This window comes from Azospirillum sp. FG154, from assembly GCF_057809575.1.
Genome location: NZ_JBMDKF010000035.1, coordinates 29,956 through 52,991, shown reverse-complemented (window position 1 = coordinate 52,991; position 23,036 = coordinate 29,956). Strand labels below are relative to the sequence as shown.

The 23,036-nt window shown below is 65.1% G+C and carries 20 protein-coding genes; 12 read left to right on the top strand and 8 right to left on the bottom strand.

Annotation, left to right across the window (positions count from 1 at the left end; genetic code table 11):
* The coding region (locus ACODS4_RS25925) for a CYTH domain-containing protein (protein ID WP_488868554.1) at positions 1-662 on the bottom strand (662 nt) is incomplete at its 3' end.
* A 57-nt stretch (positions 663-719) separates the two neighbouring features.
* Positions 720-1,238, bottom strand: a complete 519-nt coding sequence (locus tag ACODS4_RS25920; protein ID WP_488868553.1) for a SixA phosphatase family protein — start codon at positions 1,236-1,238, stop codon at positions 720-722.
* 147 nt (positions 1,239-1,385) lie between these two features.
* On the opposite strand from ACODS4_RS25920, the gene ACODS4_RS25915 reads away from it, so the two are divergent.
* The gene (locus tag ACODS4_RS25915; protein ID WP_488868552.1) at positions 1,386-3,533 is read left to right on the top strand and encodes an RNA degradosome polyphosphate kinase; all 2,148 of its coding nucleotides are present in this window, start codon (positions 1,386-1,388) and stop codon (positions 3,531-3,533) included.
* A gap of 28 nt (positions 3,534-3,561) precedes the next feature.
* Positions 3,562-5,115 (top strand): Ppx/GppA phosphatase family protein, encoded by a 1,554-nt coding sequence (locus ACODS4_RS25910; RefSeq protein ID WP_488868551.1) that lies wholly within the window; start codon positions 3,562-3,564, stop codon positions 5,113-5,115.
* Between the two features lie 81 nt (positions 5,116-5,196).
* Here the strand turns inward: ACODS4_RS25910 and ACODS4_RS25905 are convergent, their stop codons facing one another.
* Positions 5,197-6,441, bottom strand: coding sequence for a lysozyme inhibitor LprI family protein (locus ACODS4_RS25905; RefSeq protein ID WP_488868550.1), 1,245 nt, complete (start codon positions 6,439-6,441; stop codon positions 5,197-5,199).
* Positions 6,442-6,754: 313 nt separating this feature from the next.
* Here ACODS4_RS25905 and mazG point away from each other — a divergent pair, with 313 nt between their 5' ends.
* On the top strand, positions 6,755-7,564 hold the full coding sequence (mazG, locus tag ACODS4_RS25900; protein WP_488868549.1) for a nucleoside triphosphate pyrophosphohydrolase: 810 nt from the start codon (positions 6,755-6,757) through the stop codon (positions 7,562-7,564).
* A gap of 31 nt (positions 7,565-7,595) precedes the next feature.
* Here mazG and ACODS4_RS25895 read toward each other — a convergent pair whose 3' ends face one another.
* From ACODS4_RS25895 to ACODS4_RS25880, 4 genes are all read right to left on the bottom strand, one after another.
* Positions 7,596-9,044 (bottom strand): sodium:proton antiporter, encoded by a 1,449-nt coding sequence (locus ACODS4_RS25895; RefSeq protein WP_488868548.1) that lies wholly within the window; start codon positions 9,042-9,044, stop codon positions 7,596-7,598.
* A 71-nt stretch (positions 9,045-9,115) separates the two neighbouring features.
* On the bottom strand, positions 9,116-9,523 hold the full coding sequence (locus ACODS4_RS25890) for a DUF1850 domain-containing protein (protein WP_488868547.1): 408 nt from the start codon (positions 9,521-9,523) through the stop codon (positions 9,116-9,118).
* A 7-nt stretch (positions 9,524-9,530) separates the two neighbouring features.
* Positions 9,531-11,621, bottom strand: a complete 2,091-nt coding sequence (locus ACODS4_RS25885) for a TRAP transporter permease (protein ID WP_488868546.1) — start codon at positions 11,619-11,621, stop codon at positions 9,531-9,533.
* Positions 11,622-11,646: 25 nt separating this feature from the next.
* Positions 11,647-12,585, bottom strand: a complete 939-nt coding sequence (locus ACODS4_RS25880) for a TAXI family TRAP transporter solute-binding subunit (protein ID WP_488868545.1) — start codon at positions 12,583-12,585, stop codon at positions 11,647-11,649.
* A gap of 246 nt (positions 12,586-12,831) precedes the next feature.
* Between ACODS4_RS25880 and ACODS4_RS25875 the strand changes: the two genes are divergently transcribed.
* The 9 genes from ACODS4_RS25875 (at position 12,832) to ACODS4_RS25835 (ending at position 22,149) form a co-directional block, all read left to right on the top strand.
* Entirely contained in the window at positions 12,832-13,332 is a 501-nt protein-coding gene (locus ACODS4_RS25875; protein WP_488868544.1) for a (2Fe-2S)-binding protein, read from the top strand.
* 81 nt (positions 13,333-13,413) lie between these two features.
* A complete protein-coding gene (locus ACODS4_RS25870) occupies positions 13,414-13,620 on the top strand; it encodes a tautomerase family protein (RefSeq protein ID WP_298378326.1) in 207 nt (68 codons plus the stop codon).
* Positions 13,621-13,687: 67 nt separating this feature from the next.
* Positions 13,688-16,078, top strand: a complete 2,391-nt coding sequence (locus ACODS4_RS25865; protein WP_488868543.1) for a xanthine dehydrogenase family protein molybdopterin-binding subunit — start codon at positions 13,688-13,690, stop codon at positions 16,076-16,078.
* Positions 16,079-16,093: 15 nt separating this feature from the next.
* A complete protein-coding gene (locus ACODS4_RS25860; RefSeq protein ID WP_488868542.1) occupies positions 16,094-16,885 on the top strand; it encodes an FAD binding domain-containing protein in 792 nt (263 codons plus the stop codon).
* 390 nt (positions 16,886-17,275) lie between these two features.
* Entirely contained in the window at positions 17,276-18,199 is a 924-nt protein-coding gene (locus tag ACODS4_RS25855; protein ID WP_488868541.1) for an AAA family ATPase, read from the top strand.
* 7 nt (positions 18,200-18,206) lie between these two features.
* Positions 18,207-19,436, top strand: a complete 1,230-nt coding sequence (locus tag ACODS4_RS25850; protein WP_488868540.1) for a vWA domain-containing protein — start codon at positions 18,207-18,209, stop codon at positions 19,434-19,436.
* Positions 19,433-19,762 carry an XdhC family protein gene (locus ACODS4_RS25845; RefSeq protein WP_488868539.1) on the top strand — a complete coding sequence of 110 codons (330 nt, stop codon included), beginning with the start codon at positions 19,433-19,435 and terminating at the stop codon, positions 19,760-19,762. Before ACODS4_RS25850 ends, ACODS4_RS25845 begins: the two co-directional genes overlap by 4 nt.
* Entirely contained in the window at positions 19,759-20,475 is a 717-nt protein-coding gene (locus ACODS4_RS25840; RefSeq protein ID WP_488868538.1) for an XdhC family protein, read from the top strand. Before ACODS4_RS25845 ends, ACODS4_RS25840 begins: the two co-directional genes overlap by 4 nt.
* Positions 20,476-20,517: 42 nt before the next feature.
* A complete protein-coding gene (locus ACODS4_RS25835; protein ID WP_488868537.1) occupies positions 20,518-22,149 on the top strand; it encodes an NTP transferase domain-containing protein in 1,632 nt (543 codons plus the stop codon).
* A 32-nt stretch (positions 22,150-22,181) separates the two neighbouring features.
* On the opposite strand, the gene ACODS4_RS25830 is transcribed toward ACODS4_RS25835, so the two are convergent.
* The gene (locus ACODS4_RS25830; RefSeq protein ID WP_488868536.1) at positions 22,182-22,877 is read right to left on the bottom strand and encodes a type 1 glutamine amidotransferase; all 696 of its coding nucleotides are present in this window, start codon (positions 22,875-22,877) and stop codon (positions 22,182-22,184) included.
* Positions 22,878-23,036 lie beyond the last annotated feature (159 nt).

The window sequence follows — 23,036 nt, the reverse complement described above, 5'->3', positions numbered from 1 at the left end:
CCCCCCCCCCCCCCCCCCCCCCCCACGGCGTTTTGCAGGCGCAACGCCACGTCGAACAGGCGGGCGACCCGGCCCGCCTTCAATTCCAATTCGACCTCGCTGATCGGGTGAGAGCGTCCACCCGCCTCGATCATCCCCTCATCCACCGCCAATTCGATGGCGGTCCGAGGATCCGGGCGGATCAACAGCGTGGTTCGGTGGAAATCGGTCACGAACTGCGGAGCAAGCGCCGCGCGCGCGTCAACAGGCACCAGACCGGCGAGGCTTTCGGCGGCGAACACCGACAGATCCAGCGCCTCGCCCGTCACCGGCCAATCCCACTCGCGGCGCACCGCCACGCCCGCCGAATCGCTGGAAGTGGCGCTGTTCACCGTCTTCAGGGTTTGGATGAAGCGGTCGCCGTCTTGCCGCACCCGCAAGGCCACGCCCTGGGCGAACAGCCGCAAATCAGGGGTGTCGAAATAGACCGTGCGCAGATGGCGCACCGTCGCCGCGCCTTCCGCCTGCTCCAACACGCTGGGAAGAGCAACCACGCGCGCCAGATCCGCCGGGGCGACGTGGAGTTTCAGTTCCACCTCGCGAACGGCGGTTCCCTTGGCGACCGGGGAGGACGCCGGGTTGGTGGGGCCGTTGGGCGGCGCGTCGGGGGTGACTGGGGGCAAACGGGTGGCTCCTTCCGGTCGGTCGGATCCGTGGATACCCCAAGATGCGGCGCCGCGTTAAGAGAGTTTGCGCGGCTGCACAAAATCGGCCAGCCGCCCGGCCCCCAGATCCAGATCGCGCCACCGCATCGTCTCGAACACCAAGACGGCGCAGGAGCCGGTTGGGTATTTTTCCGCCAGATCCTGACGGTGGCCGTGGTCGCCGCTTCCCGTCAGCTCTTGGGCCAACTCGTGCAGGTCGGGGTTGTGAGCGATCAACATCAACCCGGTGGCGGACTCCGGCGCGTCGCGCAACCGCTCCAGCAGGGTCCGCGCGCCGCACAGATACAATCCCCGTTCATGCTCCACCGGGGGAAAAGGCGATCCCATGGCCGCCATCACCCGCTTGCGCGTTTCCACCGCGCGCAACGCGGTCGAGCAGAGCACCAGATCGACGCGCGCGTGGTGCAGCCGCAAGTGGTTGCCGACCAGAGTCGCCGCCTTTTCACCGCGTGGAGCGAGCGGACGGTCGTGATCGCCGGTGGCCGGGCAATCCCACGAGGATTTGGCGTGGCGCAGCAGGAACAATGTCTTCATGGCGAGGCTAATCCAGGAAAACGCACAGGGCGGCGAGAGGGAAAACAACGGGAGTCCTGAAATCGTAACGCAAATGGGGTAGAGTTGTCGCCCTGAGCTTTGACCGCGCCGATCACCGGCGCACCCGAACGAACATCAGAGGCTGCCGTGACCAATCTCCAGGATCTCGATGCGGTTTGCATTGAAGCGACTGCCCCGGAACGCTTCATCAACCGTGAGCTGTCGTGGCTGGCGTTCAACCAGCGCGTCCTGGACGAAGCGGAAAATCCCAGCCACCCGTTGCTGGAGCGGCTGCGCTTCCTGTCGATTTCGGCCAGCAACCTCGACGAATTCTACATGGTGCGCGTCGCCGGTCTGAAGGGCCAGGTGGCGGCTGGAGTGAAGACCCCCAGCCCGGAAAACCTGACTCCTGCCCAGCAGTTGAGCGCCGTCAAGGCCCGCATCGTCGAACTGATGGACAGTCAGCAGGCGATGTGGCGCACGCTGAAGGGTGAAATGCGCGCAGCGGGAATCTCCGTCGTCGATCCCGAGGAGCTGACCGAATCGGAAAAAGATTGGCTGGAGGCCAAGTTCCTCGACGATATTTTTCCGATTCTGACCCCTATCGCCGTCGATCCGGCCCACCCCTTCCCGTTTCTGCCCAATCTGGGCTTTTCCATCGCCCTGCAACTGCACGACCCGGTGAAGTCGCGCCACATCGACGCTCTGGTGCCGCTGCCTTCGCAGCTTGAACGCTTCATCCGCCTGCCGGGATCGGAGATTCGCTTCATCCAATTGGAAAAGACGGTGATGCTGTTCATCGACCGTCTGTTCCCTCCGTTCCAGGTCAAGGCGAACGGTGTTTTTCGCGTCCTGCGCGACAGCGAAATGGAAATTGAGGAAGAGGCCGAGGATCTGGTCAGCACCTTCGAATCCGCGCTGAAACGCCGCCGTCGGGGCAGCGTCATCCGCTTGGCCACAGACAACCACATGGCCGCCGACCTGCGTGACTTCCTGCGCAGCGAGTTGAAGGTGCCGCCGGACGACGTGTTTGAACTTGATGGGCTGATTGGACTGGTGGACACCAAGCAGTTGATCGTGGACGAGCGTCCGGATCTGGTCTTCCGCCCCTTCAACGCCCGCTTCCCGGAACGGATTCGCGATTTCGGCGGCGACTGCTTCGCCGCCATCCGCCACAAGGACATCGTCGTCCACCACCCGTATGAGAGCTTTGACGTGGTGGTGCAGTTCATTCGGCAAGCGGCGCGTGACCCGCAGGTCGTCGCCATCAAGCAGACGCTCTACCGCACCAGCAAAGACAGCCCCATCGTCGCCGCGCTGATCGAGGCGGCGGAGGCGGGCAAGTCGGTGACGGCGCTGATCGAGTTGAAGGCGCGCTTCGACGAAGAGGCCAACATCCGCTGGGCGCGCGATTTGGAACGCGCGGGCGCTCAGGTCGTCTATGGCTTCGTCGATCTGAAAACGCACGCCAAGGTGTCGATGGTGGTCCGTCGCGAGAACAAGGCGCTGCGCAGCTACGTCCATTTCGGAACGGGCAATTATCACCCGATCACCGCGAAAATTTACACCGACTTGTCTTTCTTCACCTGCGATCCGGCGCTCTGCCATGACGCGGCGGTGATGTTCAACTTTATGACCGGCTACGCCACGCCGAAGCTGTTGGAAAAGATCGCCATCGCGCCGATCACTCTGCGCCAGCGCCTGACCGACCTGATCGAGGCGGAAATCACCCACGCCAACGCTGGTCGTCCGGCGGCCATTTGGGTGAAGCTGAATTCGTTGGTCGATCCGACCATCATCGACCAGCTTTACAAGGCGTCGCAGGCGGGCGTGCAGATCGACATGGTGATTCGCGGCATCTGCTGCCTGCGTCCGGGCGTCAAGGGGTTGTCGGAAAACATCCGCGTGCGCAGCGTCGTCGGTCGCTTCCTGGAGCATGGTCGGGTGATCTGCTTTGGCAACGGTCATGGCCTGCCCAGCACGCAAGCGAAGATCTTCATCTCCTCGGCCGACTGGATGACCCGCAATCTGGATCGCCGGATCGAGACGCTGGTTCCCATCGAAAACCCGACGGTCCACGAGCAGGTGCTTGACCAGATCATGGTCGGCAATCTGAAGGACGAGGCCAGCACCTGGAAACTTTGCCCCGATGGCGTGTATCATCGCATCAAGGCTGGCCCAGACGCGTTCAGCGTCCACAATTACTTCATGACCAACCCCAGCCTGTCGGGCCGGGGCAGCGCCTTGAGCAGCAAACGCACGCCGCCGCGCTTGATGCTCCGCACGGTGTCGTGACGCCCGGGTGATGGAGTCGATGATGGTTATGGACGACAATCGCGTGATCGCGTCGGTCACGCCCTCGCTGGGGGGCGGCCCGCTGCTTTCCGGTCATGCACGCCATGGCGCTGAGCGGGTCGCGGTGATCGACATCGGATCGAATTCGATCCGGTTGGTCGTCTATGATGGGTTGACGCGCTCGCCAATGGCGCTGTTCAACGAAAAGGTTCTGTGCGGTCTGGGGCGCGGCGTGGAAAAGGCGGGAACGCTCAACCCCGACGGCGTCGCCCAGGCGTTGACCGCCTTGGAACGTTTCGCCAGCCTGACCGCCGGAATGGAGATCGCCCGCCTCGACGTGATCGCCACGGCGGCGGTGCGCGACGCGAAGGACGGCGCGGCCTTCGTCGAATCGATTGAACGCCGCACCGGCCTGACCGTCCGCGTCATCAGCGGCGAGGAAGAGGCGCGGCTCTCCGCCATGGGCGTGCTGTCCGGCACGCCGGAGGCCGACGGGTTGGTCGGCGATCTGGGCGGCGGCAGCCTGGAGCTGGTCGGGCTGGATCGCGGCGTGATTGGGGAGCAGGTGACTCTGCCGCTCGGCCCGCTGCGGTTGATGGAAACCGGCGTCACCCGCCAAAATGGCCTGATCCGCCTGATCGACCAGCATCTGGAATCGCTGCCTTGGCTGCACAAGGCCAAAGGTCGGCCCTTCTACCCGGTGGGCGGAAGCTGGCGCGCCATCGCCAAGCTGCACATGGAACAGACCAGCGCGCCGCTGCACATCATCCACCATTACACCCTTCCGGCGGTTGAGGCGCGGGAGTTCGCCGCGCTGATGGGGCGGCAAAGCCGCTCGTCGCTGGAAAAGATGGCCGGATCGCGCCGCCGCCTGGACACGCTGCCCTTCGCCGCTCTGGTGTTCGAGCGGCTGTTGCGGGCGGCGCAACCATCCAAAGTGGTGTTTTCCGCCTATGGCCTGCGCGAGGGGCATCTCTTTTCGCTGCTGTCGCCCGAAGGCCAACGCGAGGATCCGTTGTTGGCGTCCGCCGCCGATTGGGCGCGGCGCTTCGTGCGGATGGGGGATTCGTCGCTGTTGACCGACTGGACCGCCGGTCTGTTCGCGGGCGAGGACGACAACGCCATCCGTTTGCGTCATGCCGCCTGTTTGTTGAGCGACATTGGTTGGGCTGAGCATCCTGACTATCGGGCAGACCACGCCTTTTTGCGCATCCTGCGCTACCCGTTTCCGGCGCTTGACCATGACGAGCGGGCGTTTCTGGCGCTGTCGGCCTACGCGCGTTACGCTGGGACGATTGACTCGCCAGCCACGGTCAGCGCGCGGTCTTTGGCTTCGGAAGGGCAGGGGCTTCGCGCCTTGGTTTTGGGGCTGGCGCTGCGTCTGGCGCACACCTTGTCAGGCGGCGCCACCGGCCTGCTGAAGCGGACCTCTCTGAAGATCAACGGCGAGCGGTTGGTCCTAACCTTGCCGGAGGACGGCAGCGTGCCGTCGGGCGAAGCGGTGCAGCGCCGGGTGGACGCGCTCGCCAAGGCGCTGAACCGCAAGGGCGACGTCCAGTCGGCGCGGGCGCAAGCCGCCTGAAACCAGGGTTGACGTGACGAGCCAGGGTTGCCGCCACAACCGCCGCCAATCCATCGGATTGGCGGCGGGCAGGGCGGTCGCTCATTCGTCCTGCATCAGCGCCGACAGGTGGGACGCGATGAGTCGGTCGGCGGCGGCGCGCGCCGCCTGCTCGGCCAGCGACGGGGCGAGGTTGAATGTGTCCCGGTACAGTTTGGCGGTGGCGCTGATCGCGGCGGGCAGGGCGGCGACCGTCGCTTTGTAATCGGCCTCCGACCACACATTGAAATCGCGCCACGCGCGGAAAGCGGCCAGCACGGCCTTGCGCTGTTCCGCCGCCAGTTTGGCGTCCTCCGACTGCGGCGGGTCGAGCAGGGTGGCGGGCATCAGCGAGGCTTGCAGCGCGTCAATCTCGGTTTGACGACCGCCATTCTGACGGAGGAGGCCGCCGCTGTCCTCTTGCCCCGGAGGCGTGTTCGGCGACATCCGGGCTATAATTTTCTTCCATTCCGGCAGATCGAACACGGAGACCGAGGCGTTGCACAGGGCGGGGGAGGCGTCCCGGCTGCTGTTCCAGAAGGCGCCAAAGGCCTCGAAGGCGGTTACACCGTGTTTGGTGAACAGGAAGCAGGGGGCGTCCATTTCGGTGGTGGACAGCACATGGCGCAGCAGCAGCAGAGCGGACCCCACCGGGGCGGCGGCGACGTCGCCCAATTTGACCAGTTCCTCTTGCATGTCGGGATCAGGCATCAGATCGCGGAGAATGGCGGTCGTCAGCGACCGAACCATGGCTTCCCGGGGCGCGTCCTTGTCCGGCGGCGCGGCCATGCCGGACTGAAGCAGATAGATCAACCACGCCTTGGCCGCTGGGCCGTCATAACGCTGGAGCGCGGCGACGGCGGCCTTCGGATCCTTGGGAATGGCGGCGGCGATGGCCGCAAGCCTCCTCTGCGCGGCGCTGTTCAGCGCCTGGATGTCGCCGACGCGCTTGTTGTACAGCCGCAGGCAGGCGTCGATGTTGGCGCGGTCCGCGCAGATCCGATCGCGTTCTGCCAGAAAGCTTTGCTGGCCGCGCAGAACCGCGTCGCGTTCGCTGACCGGAGTGTTGGCCAACGTCTCGCGCAGCGTGGTGGCGACGTCCTCCACCGAAACCTTGAGGTCGGCGCTGGCGCACAGCGTGCGATCCACCGGGGTCGCGGGCTTGGCGCAGCTCAGCGGCGCGGTTTGCGGGGTTCCGTGTGTTGCGGTCGCGCCCTGGGCGTTGGCGATTGATGAACCGCCACCCGCCGCCAATCCGGCCATAAGAAGAGCGGCCCAGCCAAAAAACCGCACCGTCGAACGCGCCATCCTTGCATCGCCTTGTATTGGACAATCATCGCTGGCGACGATAGACCATCGCCCGTCGGATCGGAAGAATGGCTGATGGCGCGACCTGTGACAGGCGCGTCGTTCGGCGAAGCCGCCCTACTTCCCGAATCTCACCCATTATTTTCCATAATCATAATTATGTGTTTTTGATGTGTAGGCGGGAAGGATTATAGTCATACATAACCACCGGACGTCGCGCTTCAACTTGAATCTGCGGGAAATGTCCGGGCCGGTCGGCTATGGTTCCGGTCAAATTCAACAGGTTTTTTCGCTTCTCGGAGACCCGAAGATCATGGCCCGCAACATCGACCGGCTCATCGACGTCATGGCGCGGTTGCGCGATCCCAATGGTGGATGCCCGTGGGATCTGGTGCAAACCTACAAGACCATCGCGCCGCACACCATCGAAGAAGCCTATGAGGTCGCCGACGCCATTGAAAAGAACGACAAAGCCGCGTTGCGGGAGGAATTGGGCGATCTGCTGTTCCAGGTCGTCTATTACAGCCAAATGGCGCGCGAGGAAGGCCTGTTCGATTTCGAGGAGGTCGCAGGCGTCATCACCGACAAGATGATCCGCCGCCATCCCCACGTCTTCGGCCCCGAGGAGATCAACAGCGCCGATCAACAGACCTCGCGTTGGGAAGAGCACAAAGCCGCCGAACGCGCCGCCAAGGCCGCCGAGGAGGGCCGCGCCCCGTCGGCGCTGGAGGGCGTCATCCCTGCCCTGCCCGCGTTGACCCGCGCGCTGAAGCTGCAAAACCGCGCGGCGCGGGTCGGTTTTGACTGGACCGACGCCCGCGACATCCTCGACAAGATCGAGGAGGAGATCCAGGAACTGCGTGTTGAGATGGACGCAGGATCAGCGCAAGACCGCGTCGCCGACGAGTTGGGCGACCTGCTGTTCGCCCTGGTCAACCTCGGTCGTCGCCTGAAGGTCGAACCGGAAACGGCGCTGCGCGGCGCCAACGCCAAGTTCGAGCGCCGCTTTCACCGCATCGAAGCCCTGCTGGCCGACCAAGGCCGCAAGCCGGAAGACGCCACGCTCGACGAGATGGAAGCCTTCTGGCAACAGGCCAAGCGGGAGGAGCGTGGCGAGGCGTGACGCCCCGCCCCTGCCCGACTCAAGTCCTCCGTCAGAGAAAAAAGACCAGCGTGGTCAACCCCAGCAGCGGCACCAGGATGCCAAAGGACCACACCATATAGCCGAAGAAGCTCGGCATGGCGACGCCGCGCTCTTCGGCGATCGCCTTGACCATGAAGTTGGGGGCGTTGCCGATGTAGCTGTTGGCCCCCATGAAGACCGCCCCGGCGGAAATCGCCGTCAGGGTCAGGGCCAGATCGCCCATCAGCGTCGCGGCGTCGCCGCCCGCCGTATTGAAGAAGATCAGATAGGTCGGCGCGTTGTCGAGGAAGCTCGACAAGATGCCCGCCGCCCAGAAATAGGCGGCGGGGTTGGGTTTGCCGCCATCGTTCACCGCCGCGATGATCGCGCCCAGCGCGCCGTCGGTTCCCGCCTTCAGAATGGCGATGGCGGGGATGATGGTCAGAAAAATAGCGGCGAACAGCTTGGCGACCTCGATCATCGGCCCCCAACTGAATCCGTTCAAACGGCGGCTTTTTTCGCTGGTCAGCGTCAGCGACAGAACCGTGATGCCGACCAGCAAAATCTGCGAGGCGACGCTCTCCACCGGAACCGTGACGTGGAACAGCGTGACGCCGACGCCAGGATGCCAAACGCCGCTCAGCAAAACCGCGCCGATGATGGCGACGAGCAGAAGCAGATTGACGCCACCCTCAATCCGAACCGGTTCGCGCTCATGCACGCCTTCGATCAGCGGGTGTTTGCCGGGATCGCGGGTGTGCAGGACCAGATCCAGGACGAAATAGATCGCCAGCAGCAGGCCGGACAGGAAGGCCATCGGCCCCAACAGATGGGTTGTCGGCCAGAAGAAATCGACGCCCTTCAGAAAGCCCAGAAACAGCGGCGGGTCGCCCAGCGGCGTCAGCGAACCGCCGACGTTCGACACCAGGAAGATGAAAAACACCACCGTGTGGACCTTGTGGCGGCGGTGTTCGTTGGCGCGCAGCAGCGGACGGATCAGCAGCATCGACGCGCCCGTCGTTCCCATCAGGCTGGCCAACGCCGTTCCCAACGCCAAGCCAACCGTGTTGGCCAGCGGCGTTCCCACCAGCGATCCGACCAACCGCACCCCGCCCGCCACGGTGAACAGCGCGGTCAGCAGAACGATGAAGGGGATGTATTCCAACAGAACCGTGTGCAACAGCTCATACGCCGCCAGTTCCACACCAAAAGACGCGGCGAAAGGCAGCAGGAAGGCCAAGGCCCAGGCGGCGGAGATTTTGCCGAAATGATGGTGCCAGACCATCGGAGCCAGAAGCGGAAACAGGGCGATGGACAGGAGAATCCCAGCGAATGGAACCACCCACAGCGCGCCCATCGCCCGACCGTCGAGATGAGGCGCGCCGCCCTCCGCCGCCCAAGCGCTTCCGGGCGCGCCGATTCCGACAAGGGCGATCAAAAGAAGCGACAGCGCGAGGGCGCGGCGAAGGGATATCTGCATGGTCATCGGTCCAAGGCGCCGGCGGGAAAAGGTGCCGGAGTATGCGGTTTGATCCCGGCGAAGCCAAGACGCTAAGGCCGGGATGGCGATGAACTTTCGTAGCCCGTATGGCAGGGGCGCAAAACAACCGGCTCCCCTGCCCGCCCGGTCCAGGCGCTCAAAAACCGGCAGTCCTTTCCGGCGCACAGCCGATGATCGCCGGTGAAACCCGACGCCGCCAACGTCACGCTGTCTTGCGGCGGCAGGCGTGGCGTCCACACCCACCAGCCGCCGATCAGACGAGCGTCTGGTCCAGGCTCCATGCCCGCGCCGGTTCCCCGAACGCGCGCTTCGCTTAGGATCATGCGCCCTTCCGCCACCCGCCACTCCTCTCGCCATTCGGTCTTCTCCACCGAATGGGTCCAGGACAGGGTGAAGGATTCCCCCGGCAACGTGGCGAGCAGGGCGCCGCCCAGCGCCGCCACGCACAGACCGATCATCGACCGCTCACGCTGAAACCGCCGCCAGCGCCCGCTGTTGGCGGCGCTGCCAGATCAGGAACAGACCGGTCATGACGAAGGCCACCTCGTCGGTCATTGGCAAAGCCACCACGAACAAAAAAGACGTGGCGGCGGCGTAGATCCGCGCTGGCATCGACAAGGGGGTCCAGAAAAAGCCGATGGTCGCCGCTCCCCACAGCGCGATGGCGACGCAGGCCTTGATGAAAACATAGGCCACGGCAAGCCAATCGCCGCTTTGCAGAACCAAAGCGGGATCATAGACCGCCATGAACGGAACGACGTACCCGGCCATGGCGATGCGGGTGGCGATCCAGCCGATGTCCATGTGATCGGCCTTGCAGATCGACGAGGCGGCGAGCGCGGCCAGCGCCACCGGCGGCGTCAAATCGGCCATGATGCCGAAATAAAAGACGAACATGTGCGAGACGATCAGCGGCACGCCCATGGTCAGCAGGGCCGGGGCGGCGATGGACGCGGTGATGATGTAGTTGGCCGTCGTCGGCAGCCCAGTGCCAAGGACGATGCAGGCGATCATCGTCAGCACCAGCGCCGCCAGCAGATTCCCGCCCGACCAATCGACGATGGTGGAGGCGAAGCTCGACGCCAGCCCGGTCAGCGTCATCATGCCGATCAACACGCCGACCAGCGCGCAGGCGACGCCGACGCCGACGGCGTTCTTGGCGCCGTCGGCAATGCTGTGCACCACCAGCGACAGGGTTTCCCGCCCGCCCCGAAACAGCAGGCAGGGAATGACGAGCAGGACCACCATGGTGAAGGCCAGATGCTCCGTGCGCAGCCCCAACCGCCACAGCCCTGCGGCGGCCAAACCGACCACAATCCAAAAGGCCACCCGCAGTCCAAACGGCCCGATGGTGGTGACGATGCGCATGCCCAGAATCAGCGCCGCTGTCGCCGCGATCCCCATCACCCCGGCGAACAGCGGAGTAAAGCCGGAAAACAGCAGATAGACCAAGGCGGCGAGCGGCAGGATCAGATACCAGCCCTCGATCACCGCCCGCAGAGCGTTCGGGCATTGATCGCGTGGCAGACCAACGAGATTGCGCATTCCAGCTTCCAGATGGACCATCCAAAAGGCGCTGCCGAAATACAGGATGGCCGGAATGGTGGCGGCCATCGCCACCTCGCTGTAGGGAACGCCGATGGTTTCCGCCATGATGAAGGCGGCGGCCCCCATCACCGGCGGCATCAACTGACCGCCCATGCTGGCCGTCGCCTCGACCGCCCCGGCAAAGGCTGGGCGGTAGCCAAAGCGCATCATCAGCGGGATGGTGAATTGCCCGGTGGTCAGCACGTTGGCCACGCCCGATCCGTTGATGGTTCCCATCAAACCGGAGGAAATGACCGCGACCTTGGCCGGTCCGCCTTTGGCGTGGCCGACCAAACCCAAAGAAAGGTCATTGAAAAGCTTAATCATCCCAGCCCGTTCCAGAAAGGCGCCGAACAGGATGAACAAAAAGATGTAGCTGGACGACACGAAGGTTGGCGTGCCGTAGATTCCCTCCGTCGAGAGGAACAGCGTGTCGATGACTTGGTCAAAATCATAGCCACGATGCCCCAACCCGAAGGGCAGATGACGACCAAACAGCGCGTAAGGAATGAAGACGCCGCACATGATCGGCAAGGCGACGCCCATGATGCGCCGCGCGCCCTCGAACACCAGCGCCACAGCGATGGTTCCAACCACCAAGTCGGTGGCGTTCGGATCCCCCGCCCGCTGAATCAGGTCAACCTCGAACACATATTGATACAGGCCGATGGCGAAGGCGGTCAGCCCCAACAGCCAATCGTGCCATGGCACGCTCTTGCGTTCCGCCTCTTTCCGGAAGCCGAACAGAGCGTAGGTCATCAGCAGCAGAAAGCCGACATGAACCGACCGCACCACCATGCTGGACAGCGGGTTGAAGGCGGCGGTCCACACCTGAAAGATGGAAAAGGCCACGGCGATCAAAAACACAGCCTTGCCGTCAAAGCCCTCGAACGCGATGACGGTGGACGGGTTCTCACGGTCGATGGCTTGGCGGATTTGGGCGTCCGCATTGTCTGTCTTCGCGTTCATGGCGCCCGCTCCGGTCCACGCGCGCTCACATCAGGCCCTTTTCCTTGAAGAACTTGATCGCGCCGGGATGGAGCGGCGTCGGCGACTGGGTGGCCCCGGCGTCCAGCTTGATCTGTTTGGCGGCGACATGGGCGGCGGCCAGCGCGTCGAGATTCTCGAACAACGTCTTGGTCATGGCGTAGGCCGCATCGTCCGACACGCCGGAATGCGTGACCAACAGGTTGCGGACGGCGGCGGTCGGCACGGCGTCCGTCTGCCCCGGATAGGTGTTGGCGGGAACCATTTCAGCGATGAAAGCCGGATCGCCGACCTTGGCCACCACATCCGCCGGAATGCTGACGATCGTCACCTCTTGCGAAGCCGACAGATCCTTGATCGCGGCGACGCCCAACCCAGCGGAAATCAAGGTGGCGTCCAACTGGCGATTCTTGATGAGATCGACCGATTCGCCAAAAGGCAGATATTCGGTGCGGGCGAAATCCTTATAGGCCAGACCGGCGGCGCCGAAGATCGCCCGCGCGTTCAACTCCGTCCCCGATTTCGGCGCGCCGACCGAGATCCGTTTTCCCTTCAGGTCGGCCAGCGTCTTGATTCCCGATTCCTTGCTGGCCACAACCTGAATGTAGTTGGGGTAGATGGCGGCGATGGTGCGCAGCTTCGACAACTTGGTTTTGAAGCCCGCCTCCTCGTTGCCCTTCCAGGCGTCGCCCAGCGAATCGCCCAGCGTGAAACCGATCTCTCCACGCCCGGCCTGAAGAAGATTGAGGTTTTCCACCGACGCCTTGGTCGCCTGCGCCGTCACTTTCGCGCCTGGCAGCGCCTTGCCATAGACGTTGGAAAGAGCCACGCCCAACGGGTAGTAAACCCCGCTGGTTCCGCCGGTCAGCACGGTGATGAACGACTCGGCCTGGGCCGGCAGCGACGCGAACAGGCAGACTCCGACGGCGGCGACAAGGCGTTTCATGCTGACTCTCCCGATTGTCATTGGTGCGCCCGCTTGCTGCGGGGATTGCCAAGCCACTGTAACGCGATGAAAAATTACACGCTAGTACGGACTATCCGAGTCTTCGACGGTTTCAAGGCACTTCTTTTAGCCATCCGCCATCGGACGGCTTGACCTTGGCCCACCGACACACCCTATCCTTGATCCAGCAACCGACTCTCGATCCCAAGAACAGCCAGCCATTCAAAGCCAGCGGGAGGATTTTCAATGCCCTGTACCGTTACGATGACCGTCAACGGCAAGACGGTCTCGCGCGAGGTGGAGGAGCGGACCCTGCTCGTCACCTTCCTTCGCGAACATGTGGGACTTACCGGCACCCATGTCGGGTGCGACACCAGCCAGTGCGGCGCCTGCGTCGTCCATGTCGATGGCCGTTCGGTCAAGTCCTGTGCCACCCTGGCGCTCCAGGTGGACGGCGCGAGCGTGACGACGATCGAGGGGCTGGCGGCGACCGACGGCGCGCTGCACCCGATGCAGGCGGCCTTTCGCGAGCATCACGGACTGCAATGCGGCTTCTGCACGCCGGGCATGGTGATGAGCGCGGTGGATCTGGTGAACAGCAACCCGTCCCTGTCCGAACAGGACATCCGCGAGGGGTTGGAGGGCAACATCTGCCGCTGCACCGGCTACCACAACATCGTGAAGGCGGTGCAGGCCGGAGCCGAGGCGATGAACGCCGACCAAGCGGCGAAGATCGCCGCCGAGTAAGCGGAGCGTCCAAAGCGAAGCGATGTCCGCTCTGCGGGCCGCCCATCAGCCTGAAGCGCGCTTGAACGAGGAAGAAGGCGAATGCCTTACGTCAACCTGAAGATCACCAAGGACGGTGTGACCAAAGAGCAAAAGGCCGAACTTGTGCGCGGAATAACGGATCTTCTCGTCCGTGTTCTGAACAAGAAGCCCGAACACACGCACATCGTGATCGACGAAATCGACGTCGAGAATTGGGGATATTGCGGAGTTCTGACGTCGGAGTATCGAGCGAACGGCAAAGACTAACGGCGGCGCGTCCCAATCACTCGTCATAACGGGCCGGAACACGGTCGATTGTGGGAGGATACACCAGATGGCGAACCCCAATGGCGTCGGCGCGTCGGTGCGTCGGCGCGAAGATCCTCGGTTTCTGACGGGCCGTGGCAATTACACGGACGACTTCAAGCGCCCGAACATGACCCACATGGTTCATGTCCGCTCGCCCTACGCCCACGCTCTGGTCAAGGGCGTTGACGCCAGCGCCGCGCTGGCCGCCCCCGGCGTGGTCGCCGTGCTGACCGGGGCCGACATGGAGGCCGACAAGGTCGGCAGCCTGCCCTGCGGCTGGCAGATCCATTCCAAAGACGGCTCGCCGATGAAGGAGCCGGGGCATTTTCCGCTGGCCCGTGGCCGGGTCCGTTACGTCGGCGACGCCGTCGCCGTGGTGATCGCCGAGACCAAGGATCAGGCGCGCGACGCCGCCGAACTGGTCATGGTCGATTACGAGGAGTTGCCCGCCGTCGCCGCATCCACCCGCGCCGCGACGCCCGACGCTCCGCAGGTGCATGACGAAGCGCCCGGCAACGTCTGTTACGATTGGCATCTCGGCGACAAGGCGGCGGTGGACGCCGCCTTCGCCCAAGCCGCCCATGTGGCGAAAATTGATCTGGTCAACAATCGGCTGGTTCCCAACGCTATGGAGCCGCGCGCGGCGCTTGGCGAGTATGACCCGTCCAGCGGCGAACACACGCTGACCACCACCAGCCAGAACCCCCACGTCATCCGTCTGCTGATGGGGGCCTTCGTGCTGGGGATTCCCGAACACAAGCTGCGGGTGGTGGCGCCGGACGTCGGCGGCGGTTTCGGTTCCAAGATCTTCCATTATGGCGAGGAGGCCGTCGTCACCTGGGCGGCGAAGAAGATCGGGCGCCCGGTGAAATGGACCGCCGACCGTTCTGAAAGCTTCCTGACCGACGCCCATGGCCGCGACCATGTCAGCCACGCCGAACTGGCGATGGACAAGGACGGCCATTTCCTGGGGCTGCGCGTCGCGACCCTGGCCAATCTCGGCGCCTATCTTTCGACCTTCGCGCCGTCGGTTCCGACCTACCTCTACGCCACCCTGCTGGCCGGTCAGTACAAGACCCCGGCGATCTACGCGGAGGTGAAGGCCGTCTTCACCAACACCGCCCCGGTGGACGCCTATCGCGGGGCCGGTCGCCCGGAAGCCTGCTATCTCATCGAACGGCTGGTGGACATCGCGGCGGGGGTGGCGGGTCTCGACCGCGTCGAGATTCGGCGGCGGAACTTCGTCCCAGCCTCCGCCATGCCCTATCAGACGCCGGTCGCCTTGCAGTATGACAGCGGCGACTTCGCCAAGAATCTCGACATCGCCCTGCCGCTGGTCGATTACGACGGCTTCGCGGCGCGCAAGGCGGCGTCAAAAGCCAAGGGCAAGCTGCGCGGCATCGGTTTCTCCACCTACATCGAAGCCTGCGGCATCGCGCCGAGCAACGTCGCCGGGGCGTTGGGCGCGCGGGCCGGTCTGTACGAAAGCGCCGAGGTCCGCTTCCACCCCACAGGGTCGGTGACGGTCTTCACCGGATCGCACAGCCACGGCCAGGGCCACGAAACCACCTTCGCTCAACTGGTGTCCCAGCGTTTCGGCGTGCCGATCGAGAATGTCGAGATCGTTCACGGCGACACGTCAAAGATCCCGTTCGGCATGGGCACCTACGGCTCGCGCTCGCTCGCGGTTGGTGGTTCGGCCATCGTCAAGGCGATGGACAAGGTGGAGCGCAAGGCCAAGAAGATCGCCGCCCACATGCTCGAAGCCGCCGAAACCGACATCGAAATCCAGGAAGGCCGCTTCACCGTCGCTGGAACGGACAAGAGCCTGGGCATCGGCGACATCGCCCTGCAAGCCTATGTGCCGCACAATTTCCCGCTCGACGAGCTGGAACCGGGCTTGGACGAGCAGGCTTTCTACGATCCGAAGAACTTCACCTACCCCAACGGTTGCCATGTTTGCGAGGTGGAGATTGATCCCGACACTGGCGTGACGCAGGTCGTCGCCTTCTCGGCGGTCGATGATTTCGGCAACGTCATCAATCCGCTGATCGTCGAGGGGCAGGTGCATGGCGGCATCGTCCAGGGCATCGGGCAGGCGCTGCTTGAAAATTGCGTCTACGATGATGAATCCGGGCAGCTTCTGACCGGCTCCTACATGGATTACTGCATGCCGCGCGCCGACGACGTGCCGTCCTTCGCCGTGCGTTACCACGAAGACCAGCCTTGCACCCACAACCCGCTGGGCGTGAAGGGCTGCGGTGAGGCCGGGACCATCGGCGCGTCCGCCGCCGTGATGAACGCGGTGGTCGACGCGCTGGGCGATTTCGGCGTCACCCATCTCGACATGCCCGCCACGCCGGAAAAAATCTGGCGCGTCATTCAGGACGCGACGCCCGCCATGGCCGCTGAGTAAGAAGGAGAAGATCCGATGTACGCGTTCTCGTACCAACGGCCCACGTCGCTCGCCGAGGCGGTCGCCGCCATCCAGGCGGACGAGGCCAAATTGTTGAGCGGCGGGCAAACCCTGCTGCCGACGCTGAAACAGCGGCTGGCCCAGCCGTCGGTTCTGGTCGATCTCAGCGCCGTTCCCGACATGAAGGGCGTCGCGGCGGTCGATGGCGGCCTGACAATCGGCGCCTTCACCCGCCACGCCGAGGTGGCGCATTCCGCCCTGGTCAAGGCGACCATCCCGGCGCTGGCCCATCTGGCCGAGGGGATCGGCGACCGGCAGGTGCGCAACATGGGGACGCTCGGCGGCTCCATCGCCAACGCCGACCCGTCGGCGGATTACCCGTCGGCGGTGGTGGCGCTGAAAGCCACGCTGACCACCGACCGCAGAACCATCGCCGGGGATGATTTCTTCACCGGCATGTTCGAGACGGCGTTGGAGCCGGGCGAGATCGTCACCTCGGTGCGTTTCGCCACGCCCGACAAGGCGGCCTACGCCAAGTTCCGCAACCCGGCCAGCCGCTACGCCATCGTCGGCGTCTTCGTGGCCAAGTTCGGGGCGGAGGTGCGGGTCGCCGTGACCGGGGCCGCCGGGTCGGTGTTCCGCGTCCCGGCCTTTGAAGCCGCGCTCGCCGCCAACTTCAAAGCCGAAGCCTTGAACGGCCTGTCGGTCAGCGCCGACGATCTGAACGCCGACCTGCACGCCAGCGCCGACTACCGCGCCCATCTCGTCACCGTGATGGCCAAGCGGGCGGTTGAGGCGGCGGGCTGATTCAGCGGTCGCCATGTTGCCCTCTCCCGTTTTGGGAGAGGGTGGCCCGCAGGGCCGGGTGAGGGGTGCGCCAAGAATCAAGGCGCGCTATTCTCGCCTCACCCTCCCGCCTTTGGCGGATCCCTCCCTCTCCCGGGATGGGCTACGCCATTCACACATCTTTTTCTTGCTACAACCAATTGAAATGAAAAGGATTTTCCGTCATCCCCGCGCAGGCGGGGATCCAGAGTTTGCCAGACGAACCCTATGGGTAAGTCTGGATTCCCGCCTTCGCGGGAATGACGGAGAAAAGTTCTTTTCTTCCAATGAGTTGCCTAAACCGAAGATGTGTGAATGCCGTAGCCCGGGATGGGAGAGGGCAAACATGATCGCTTTACCCGAACGGATCCCATGCCGATTGCCCTCCCCGCCTCCGTCGATGACACGGCGGCCCTGCTTGCCCGTGGCGATTACGTCGCCGACCGTTCGCTGGCGACCGCGCTGTTTCTGGCCTTGAAGCTCAAGCGCCCGCTGTTTCTGGAGGGCGAGGCCGGGGTCGGCAAGACCGAGATCGCCAAGGTGCTGTCGGCCACGCTGGGCCGCCGCCTGCTGCGTTTGCAGTGCTATGAGGGGTTGGACGCCTCGTCCGCCGTCTATGAGTGGAACTACGCCCGTCAGATGATGGAAATCCGGCTGGCCGAGGCGTCGGGCGCGAAAGACCGCGACGCGCTGGCTTCCGATCTGTTTTCCGAACGCTTCCTCATCAAACGCCCGCTGTTGCAGGCGTTGGAAGCGGATACCGCCGGGCCGCCGGTGCTGCTGATCGACGAGTTGGACCGCACCGACGAACCGTTCGAGGCGTATCTGCTGGAAATCCTCTCCGACTTTCAGGTGACGATTCCAGAGTTTGGCACGATCCACGCCCCGGAACCGCCCATCGTCATCCTGACGTCCAACCGGACCCGCGAAATCCACGACGCGCTGAAGCGCCGGTGTTTCTATCATTGGGTCGATTACCCCTCGGCGGCGCGCGAACGGCAAATCGTCGCCCTGAAGGCCCCGCAGGCCGACGCCCGGCTGGCGGCGCAGGTGGTGGAGTTCGTCCAATCCCTGCGCGGCTTGGACCTCTACAAGTCGCCCGGCGTGGCGGAAACGCTGGATTGGGCGCAGGCGCTGGTCGAACTGAACCAGTTGGAGTTGGAACCCTCCGTCATCAACGACACGCTGGGCACGCTGCTGAAGTATCAGGACGACATCGCCCGCATACAGGGCAGCGAGGCCGCCCGCATCCTGTCCCAGGTCAAGACCGAACTGGCCGCCACCACGGCGCGGTGAGGACGGCATGACCGGCAGCGACGTCACGCCCGCCAACCGGGACCGTCTGGCCCTGAACCTGATGCATTTCGCCCGCGCGCTGCGCGCCGCCGGTTTGCCGGTCGGGCCGGGCAAGGTCTTGCAGGCGGTCGAAGCGGTGGAGGCGGTCGGCTTAAAAAACCGCAGTGATTTCTATTGGGCGCTGCACGCCGTTCTGGTCAACCGTCACGACCAGAGCGAGCTGTTCGACCAAGCCTTTCACGTCTTTTGGCGCAATCCCGACATCCTGAAAAAGATGATGGCGATGATGCTGCCGACGGTGCGGACGGAACCCGCCCCGGACAAGCCGGAGATGGCGCAGCGTCTGGCCGACGCCCTGCACGGAACCGCCCCAGAGGTGGAGGGCAAGGAAAAGACCGAAATCGAGATCGACGCCACCTTCACCATGTCCGCCGCCGAACGGTTGCAGGCGAAGGATTTCGAGACGATGAGCGCCGAGGAGATGGCGCAGGCGAAAAAACTGCTCGCCCGCCTCGCCCTGCCGCTGGCGGAGGTCACGACCCGCCGCTATCAACCCGACCCGCATGGACCGCGCGTCGATCCGCGCGGCACGCTGCGGCGGATGCTGCGGTCGGGCGGCGATCTGGCCGATCTGGCGCGCAAGCGCAAACGCACGCGACCGCCGCCGCTGGTGGTCCTGTGCGACATTTCCGGTTCCATGACGCGCTATTCGCGCATGATTTTGCATTTCATGCACGCGGTGACGAATGATCGTGACCGCGTGCACAGCTTCGTCTTTGGCACGCGGCTGACGAACATCACCCGTCACCTGCGCCACAAGGATGTGGATGTGGCGCTGGACGCGGTGTCAAGCGCGGTGGCCGACTGGTCGGGCGGAACGCGGATCGGCACCGCGTTGCGCGCCTTCAACCGGCAATGGGCGCGTCGGGTCTTGGGCCAGGGCGCGATCATTTTGCTCATTACCGACGGGCTGGACAGGGATGCAGGGGAAGGGCTTGCGGAGGAGGCCGAACGGTTGCACAAAAGCTGTCGGCGGCTCGTCTGGCTGAATCCATTGCTGCGGTGGGAAGGCTTCGCGCCAAAATCCTCCGGCATTCGGGCGTTGCTGCCGCATGTGGATGATTTTCGCGCGACGCACAACCTGAACAGCCTCGCCAGCCTTGCCGACGCCCTGTCGCGGCAGGAGCCGCGTCGCCAAGCGGGCTTGAGCCGTTGGGCAAAGGAGGCGGCGGAATGAGCGACACCCTGATGGCGGACAACATCATAGAACAGGCCGCCGTGTGGCGATCCGCCGGACGCAAGGTGGCGTTGGCGACGGTGATCGCGACCTGGGGATCCTCCCCCCGCCCGGTCGGCAGCCAGATGGCGGTTGACGAGGACGGTGCCATGGCCGGTTCGGTGTCGGGCGGCTGCATCGAAAGCGCCGTCGCGCACGAAGCGGCGAAAACCATGGAGGACGGCGAACCGCGTCTGCTGTCCTTCGGCATCACCAACGAAATGGCCTGGGAAGTCGGGCTGGCCTGCGGCGGGCAGGTTCAAGTCTATGTCGAGGCCGTGGAATGAAACGCGACATCCTGGATCGTCTGGTCGCCGCGAAAGCCGCCGCGACCCCGGTGGCCATCGTCACCGATCTGAACAGCGGCCTGCAATCACTGGTCCTTGACGACGCCGTGCATGGCGCCTTCGGCCTGGAGCCGGAAATTCTGGAGGAGGTGCGACGACGCATCCGCCAGGACCGTTCCGGCGTTCTGACCGACCCGCAGGACGAGGACGGCTTTCGTCTCTTCGTCCATGTCCACAATCCGGCGATGCGCCTGCTGATCGTCGGCGCCGTTCACATCGCCCAGGCCCTGGCCCCCTTGGCCGTGCTCAGCGGCTATGACGTGACGGTGATCGACCCGCGCGCGGCCTTCGCCACGGAAGCGCGCTTTCCCGGCATCAAACTGAATCACAATTGGCCGGACGAGGGGTTGACCGCGCTCGCCCCCGACGTCCGCACCGCCATCGTCACCCTGTCGCACGATCCCAAGCTGGACGATCCGGCGCTGATCGCCGCCTTGCAATCCCCCGCCTTTTACGTCGGCGCGCTGGGCAGCAAGCGCACCCACGCCCTGCGGCTCGACCGCCTGCGCGACGAGGGGTTGAGCGAGGCTCAGGTCAAGCGCATCCGGGGGCCGGTCGGCCTGTCCATTGGCGCGGTCACGCCCGCTGAAATCGCCCTGTCGATCCTGGGGCAGATCACCTGCGTCCGCCGTGGCGAAAACCACCCCTGCTGACCGCCCCTCCTGCTGACCGCTTGAACAGGAACCACCGCGCCCATGCGATTCGGCTCCCTGCCGCTTGACGAGGCCGAGGGCGCCATCTTGGCGCATTCCCTCCGGCGCGACGGTCTGTCGTTCAAGAAAGGGCGCCGCCTGTCCGCCGAGGATGTCGCCGCGTTGCGCAAGGCGGGCGTTGAAACGGTGGTCGCCGTCGCGCTCGATCCGCAGGACGTTGGCGAGGATGCGGCGGCGGCGCGGGTGGCCCGCGCGGTCGTCGGAAGCTCCAGGGCGGGTTCGGGCGTGACCGTCGCCGCCCCCTTCACCGGGCGGGTCAACATCTTCGCAGCGTCGCGCGGCCTGTTGCGGCTGGACCCGGCGCGGATCGACGCCATCAATCTGATCGACGAAAGCGTCACCATCGCCACCCTGCCCGACTTCGCCGTGGTCGAGCCGGGGCAGATGCTGGCGACCGTCAAAATCATCCCCTTCGCCGCGCCGGAGTCCGTCGTCGCTCAAGCGGAGGCGTTGGCCGCCGCCGGTTCTCCGCCGCTGGCCGTCGCCGCCTTTCGCCCGCTCTCCGTCGGTTTGATCCAGACACGCCTGGCGGGCGTCAAAGACAGCGTGCTCGACAAGACCGTTTCCGTAACCCGCGAGCGGGTGGAGGCGTTGGGCGGCTCCCTGGTCGTTGAGACCCGGTGCGCCCATGACGAAACCGACCTTGCCGCCTGCGTCCGGGCGTTCCCTGCGGTCGATCTGCTGCTGATCGCCGGGGCATCGGCCATCACCGACCGGCGCGACGTGCTGCCCGCCGCCATCGCGCGGGCGGGCGGCGTGGTCGAGCATTTCGGCATGCCGGTCGATCCGGGCAATCTGCTGCTGCTGGCCCGGCTTGGCGACGTTCCGGTTCTGGGGTTGCCCGGATGCGCCCGTTCGCCCAAGCTGAACGGCTTCGACTGGGTGTTGCAACGGATCGCGGCGGGGGTTCCGCCAACCCGTCAGGACGTCATGCGGATGGGGGTGGGCGGTCTGCTCGCCGAGATTCCCAGCCGCCCCCTGCCCCGCGCGGGCGCGGCGCCAGCGCCGGAGGCCCCGCGCGCGCCGCGCGTCACCGCCCTGGTTCTGGCGGCTGGGCGGTCGAGCCGGATGGGCGGAACCAACAAGCTGCTGGCCGACGTCGGCGGCGCCCCCCTGGTCGCCCGCGCGGTGGACGCCGCGCTGGCCTCGCAAGCCGACAGCGTCATCGTCGTCACCGGCCATCAGGGCGAGGCGGTGGCCGCCGCGCTGGCGGGCAAGCCGGTTCGCTTCGTTCACAACCCGCATTTCGCCGACGGCCTCAGCGCTACCTTGCGGGTCGGACTGGCGGCGGTTCCGGCGGGCGCCGACGCGGTGGTCGTCTGTTTGGGCGACATGCCGCGCGTCGCCGCCGGGGTGATCGACCGGCTGATCGCCGCCTACAACCCGCTGGAAGGCCGCGCCATCTGCGTTCCCACCACCCACGGCAAGCAGGGCAACCCTGTTCTCTGGGATCGCGGTTACTTCACCGAAATGGCGGGCTTGACCGGCGATTCCGGAGCGAAGCGCCTGATCGGCCAGCACGCCGACCAACTGTGCGAGGTGTCGGTGGACGACGCGGGCGTCCTCTACGACGTGGACACACCCGACCTGCTGGCCCAATTCCGCGCAGGGTAGCAAGCCCCCCGCGCGCTGGAAGCGCGCCCCGCTCAGGCCAGCGCCAGCCAGCGCCGGGTGATGGCGCGGGCGAACTCCGCCGCCGCCGGAAGATGGGCGTCGAGCGCGTGGTCCAACCCGTCGAGCACGCTGCGGTTCTTCTCCCGCGCCTCCTCGCCAAAGCGTGAGGCCCAGCCCCGGACGATGCCCGCCGTCGCCTCCGGGTGGAACTGGAAGGCGTAGGTGGCGCGGCCCAAACGGAAAGCCTGCCGCCCGCAAACCGCGCTGTGGGCCAGCGGAACCGCGCCGTCGGGAAACTCGAAGGTGTCGTAATGCCATTGCACGAGGTTGAGCGACGGGCCGAAGCCGCCCAGCACCGGATCCTCGGCGGCGTGGTCGTGCAGAGTCACCGGACAGACGCCCAGTTCCGCCGCGTCATGCCGGTAAACCCGCGCGCCATAGGCCCGCGCCGTCAATTGCGCGCCCAGGCAAATGCCCATCACCGGACGGTCAGCGTCGGCGAAGGCGCGGATCGTCTCCATCACCTCGGGAAAATGCGGGCCGTGGCTGTCGTCCCAGGCGTCTTGCGGGCCGCCCAAAACGACCAGACCGGCGAATCCGTCGCGGTCGGGGATGGCCTCCCCCTCGTTCGCGGCGACCGTCACCAGACTGGCGCCATTGTCGACCAGCGCCTCGCCAACGATGCCGATGGGGGCGGTTTGGCTGTTTTGCAGGACCAGGATGCGCATGATGGACCACGCTCGCGAGCTTCGATGAACCGTTCCCTTGTTGTGATAGGAGCCGACGCGGAGTTCAAGCCGGGCCGTGGCCGCGCAAAGCCGCTATGCGCGGCGTCGATGATCTGGTTTAGACTGCGCCGACGTTCGCCGCACACAGAGGTTTGACCC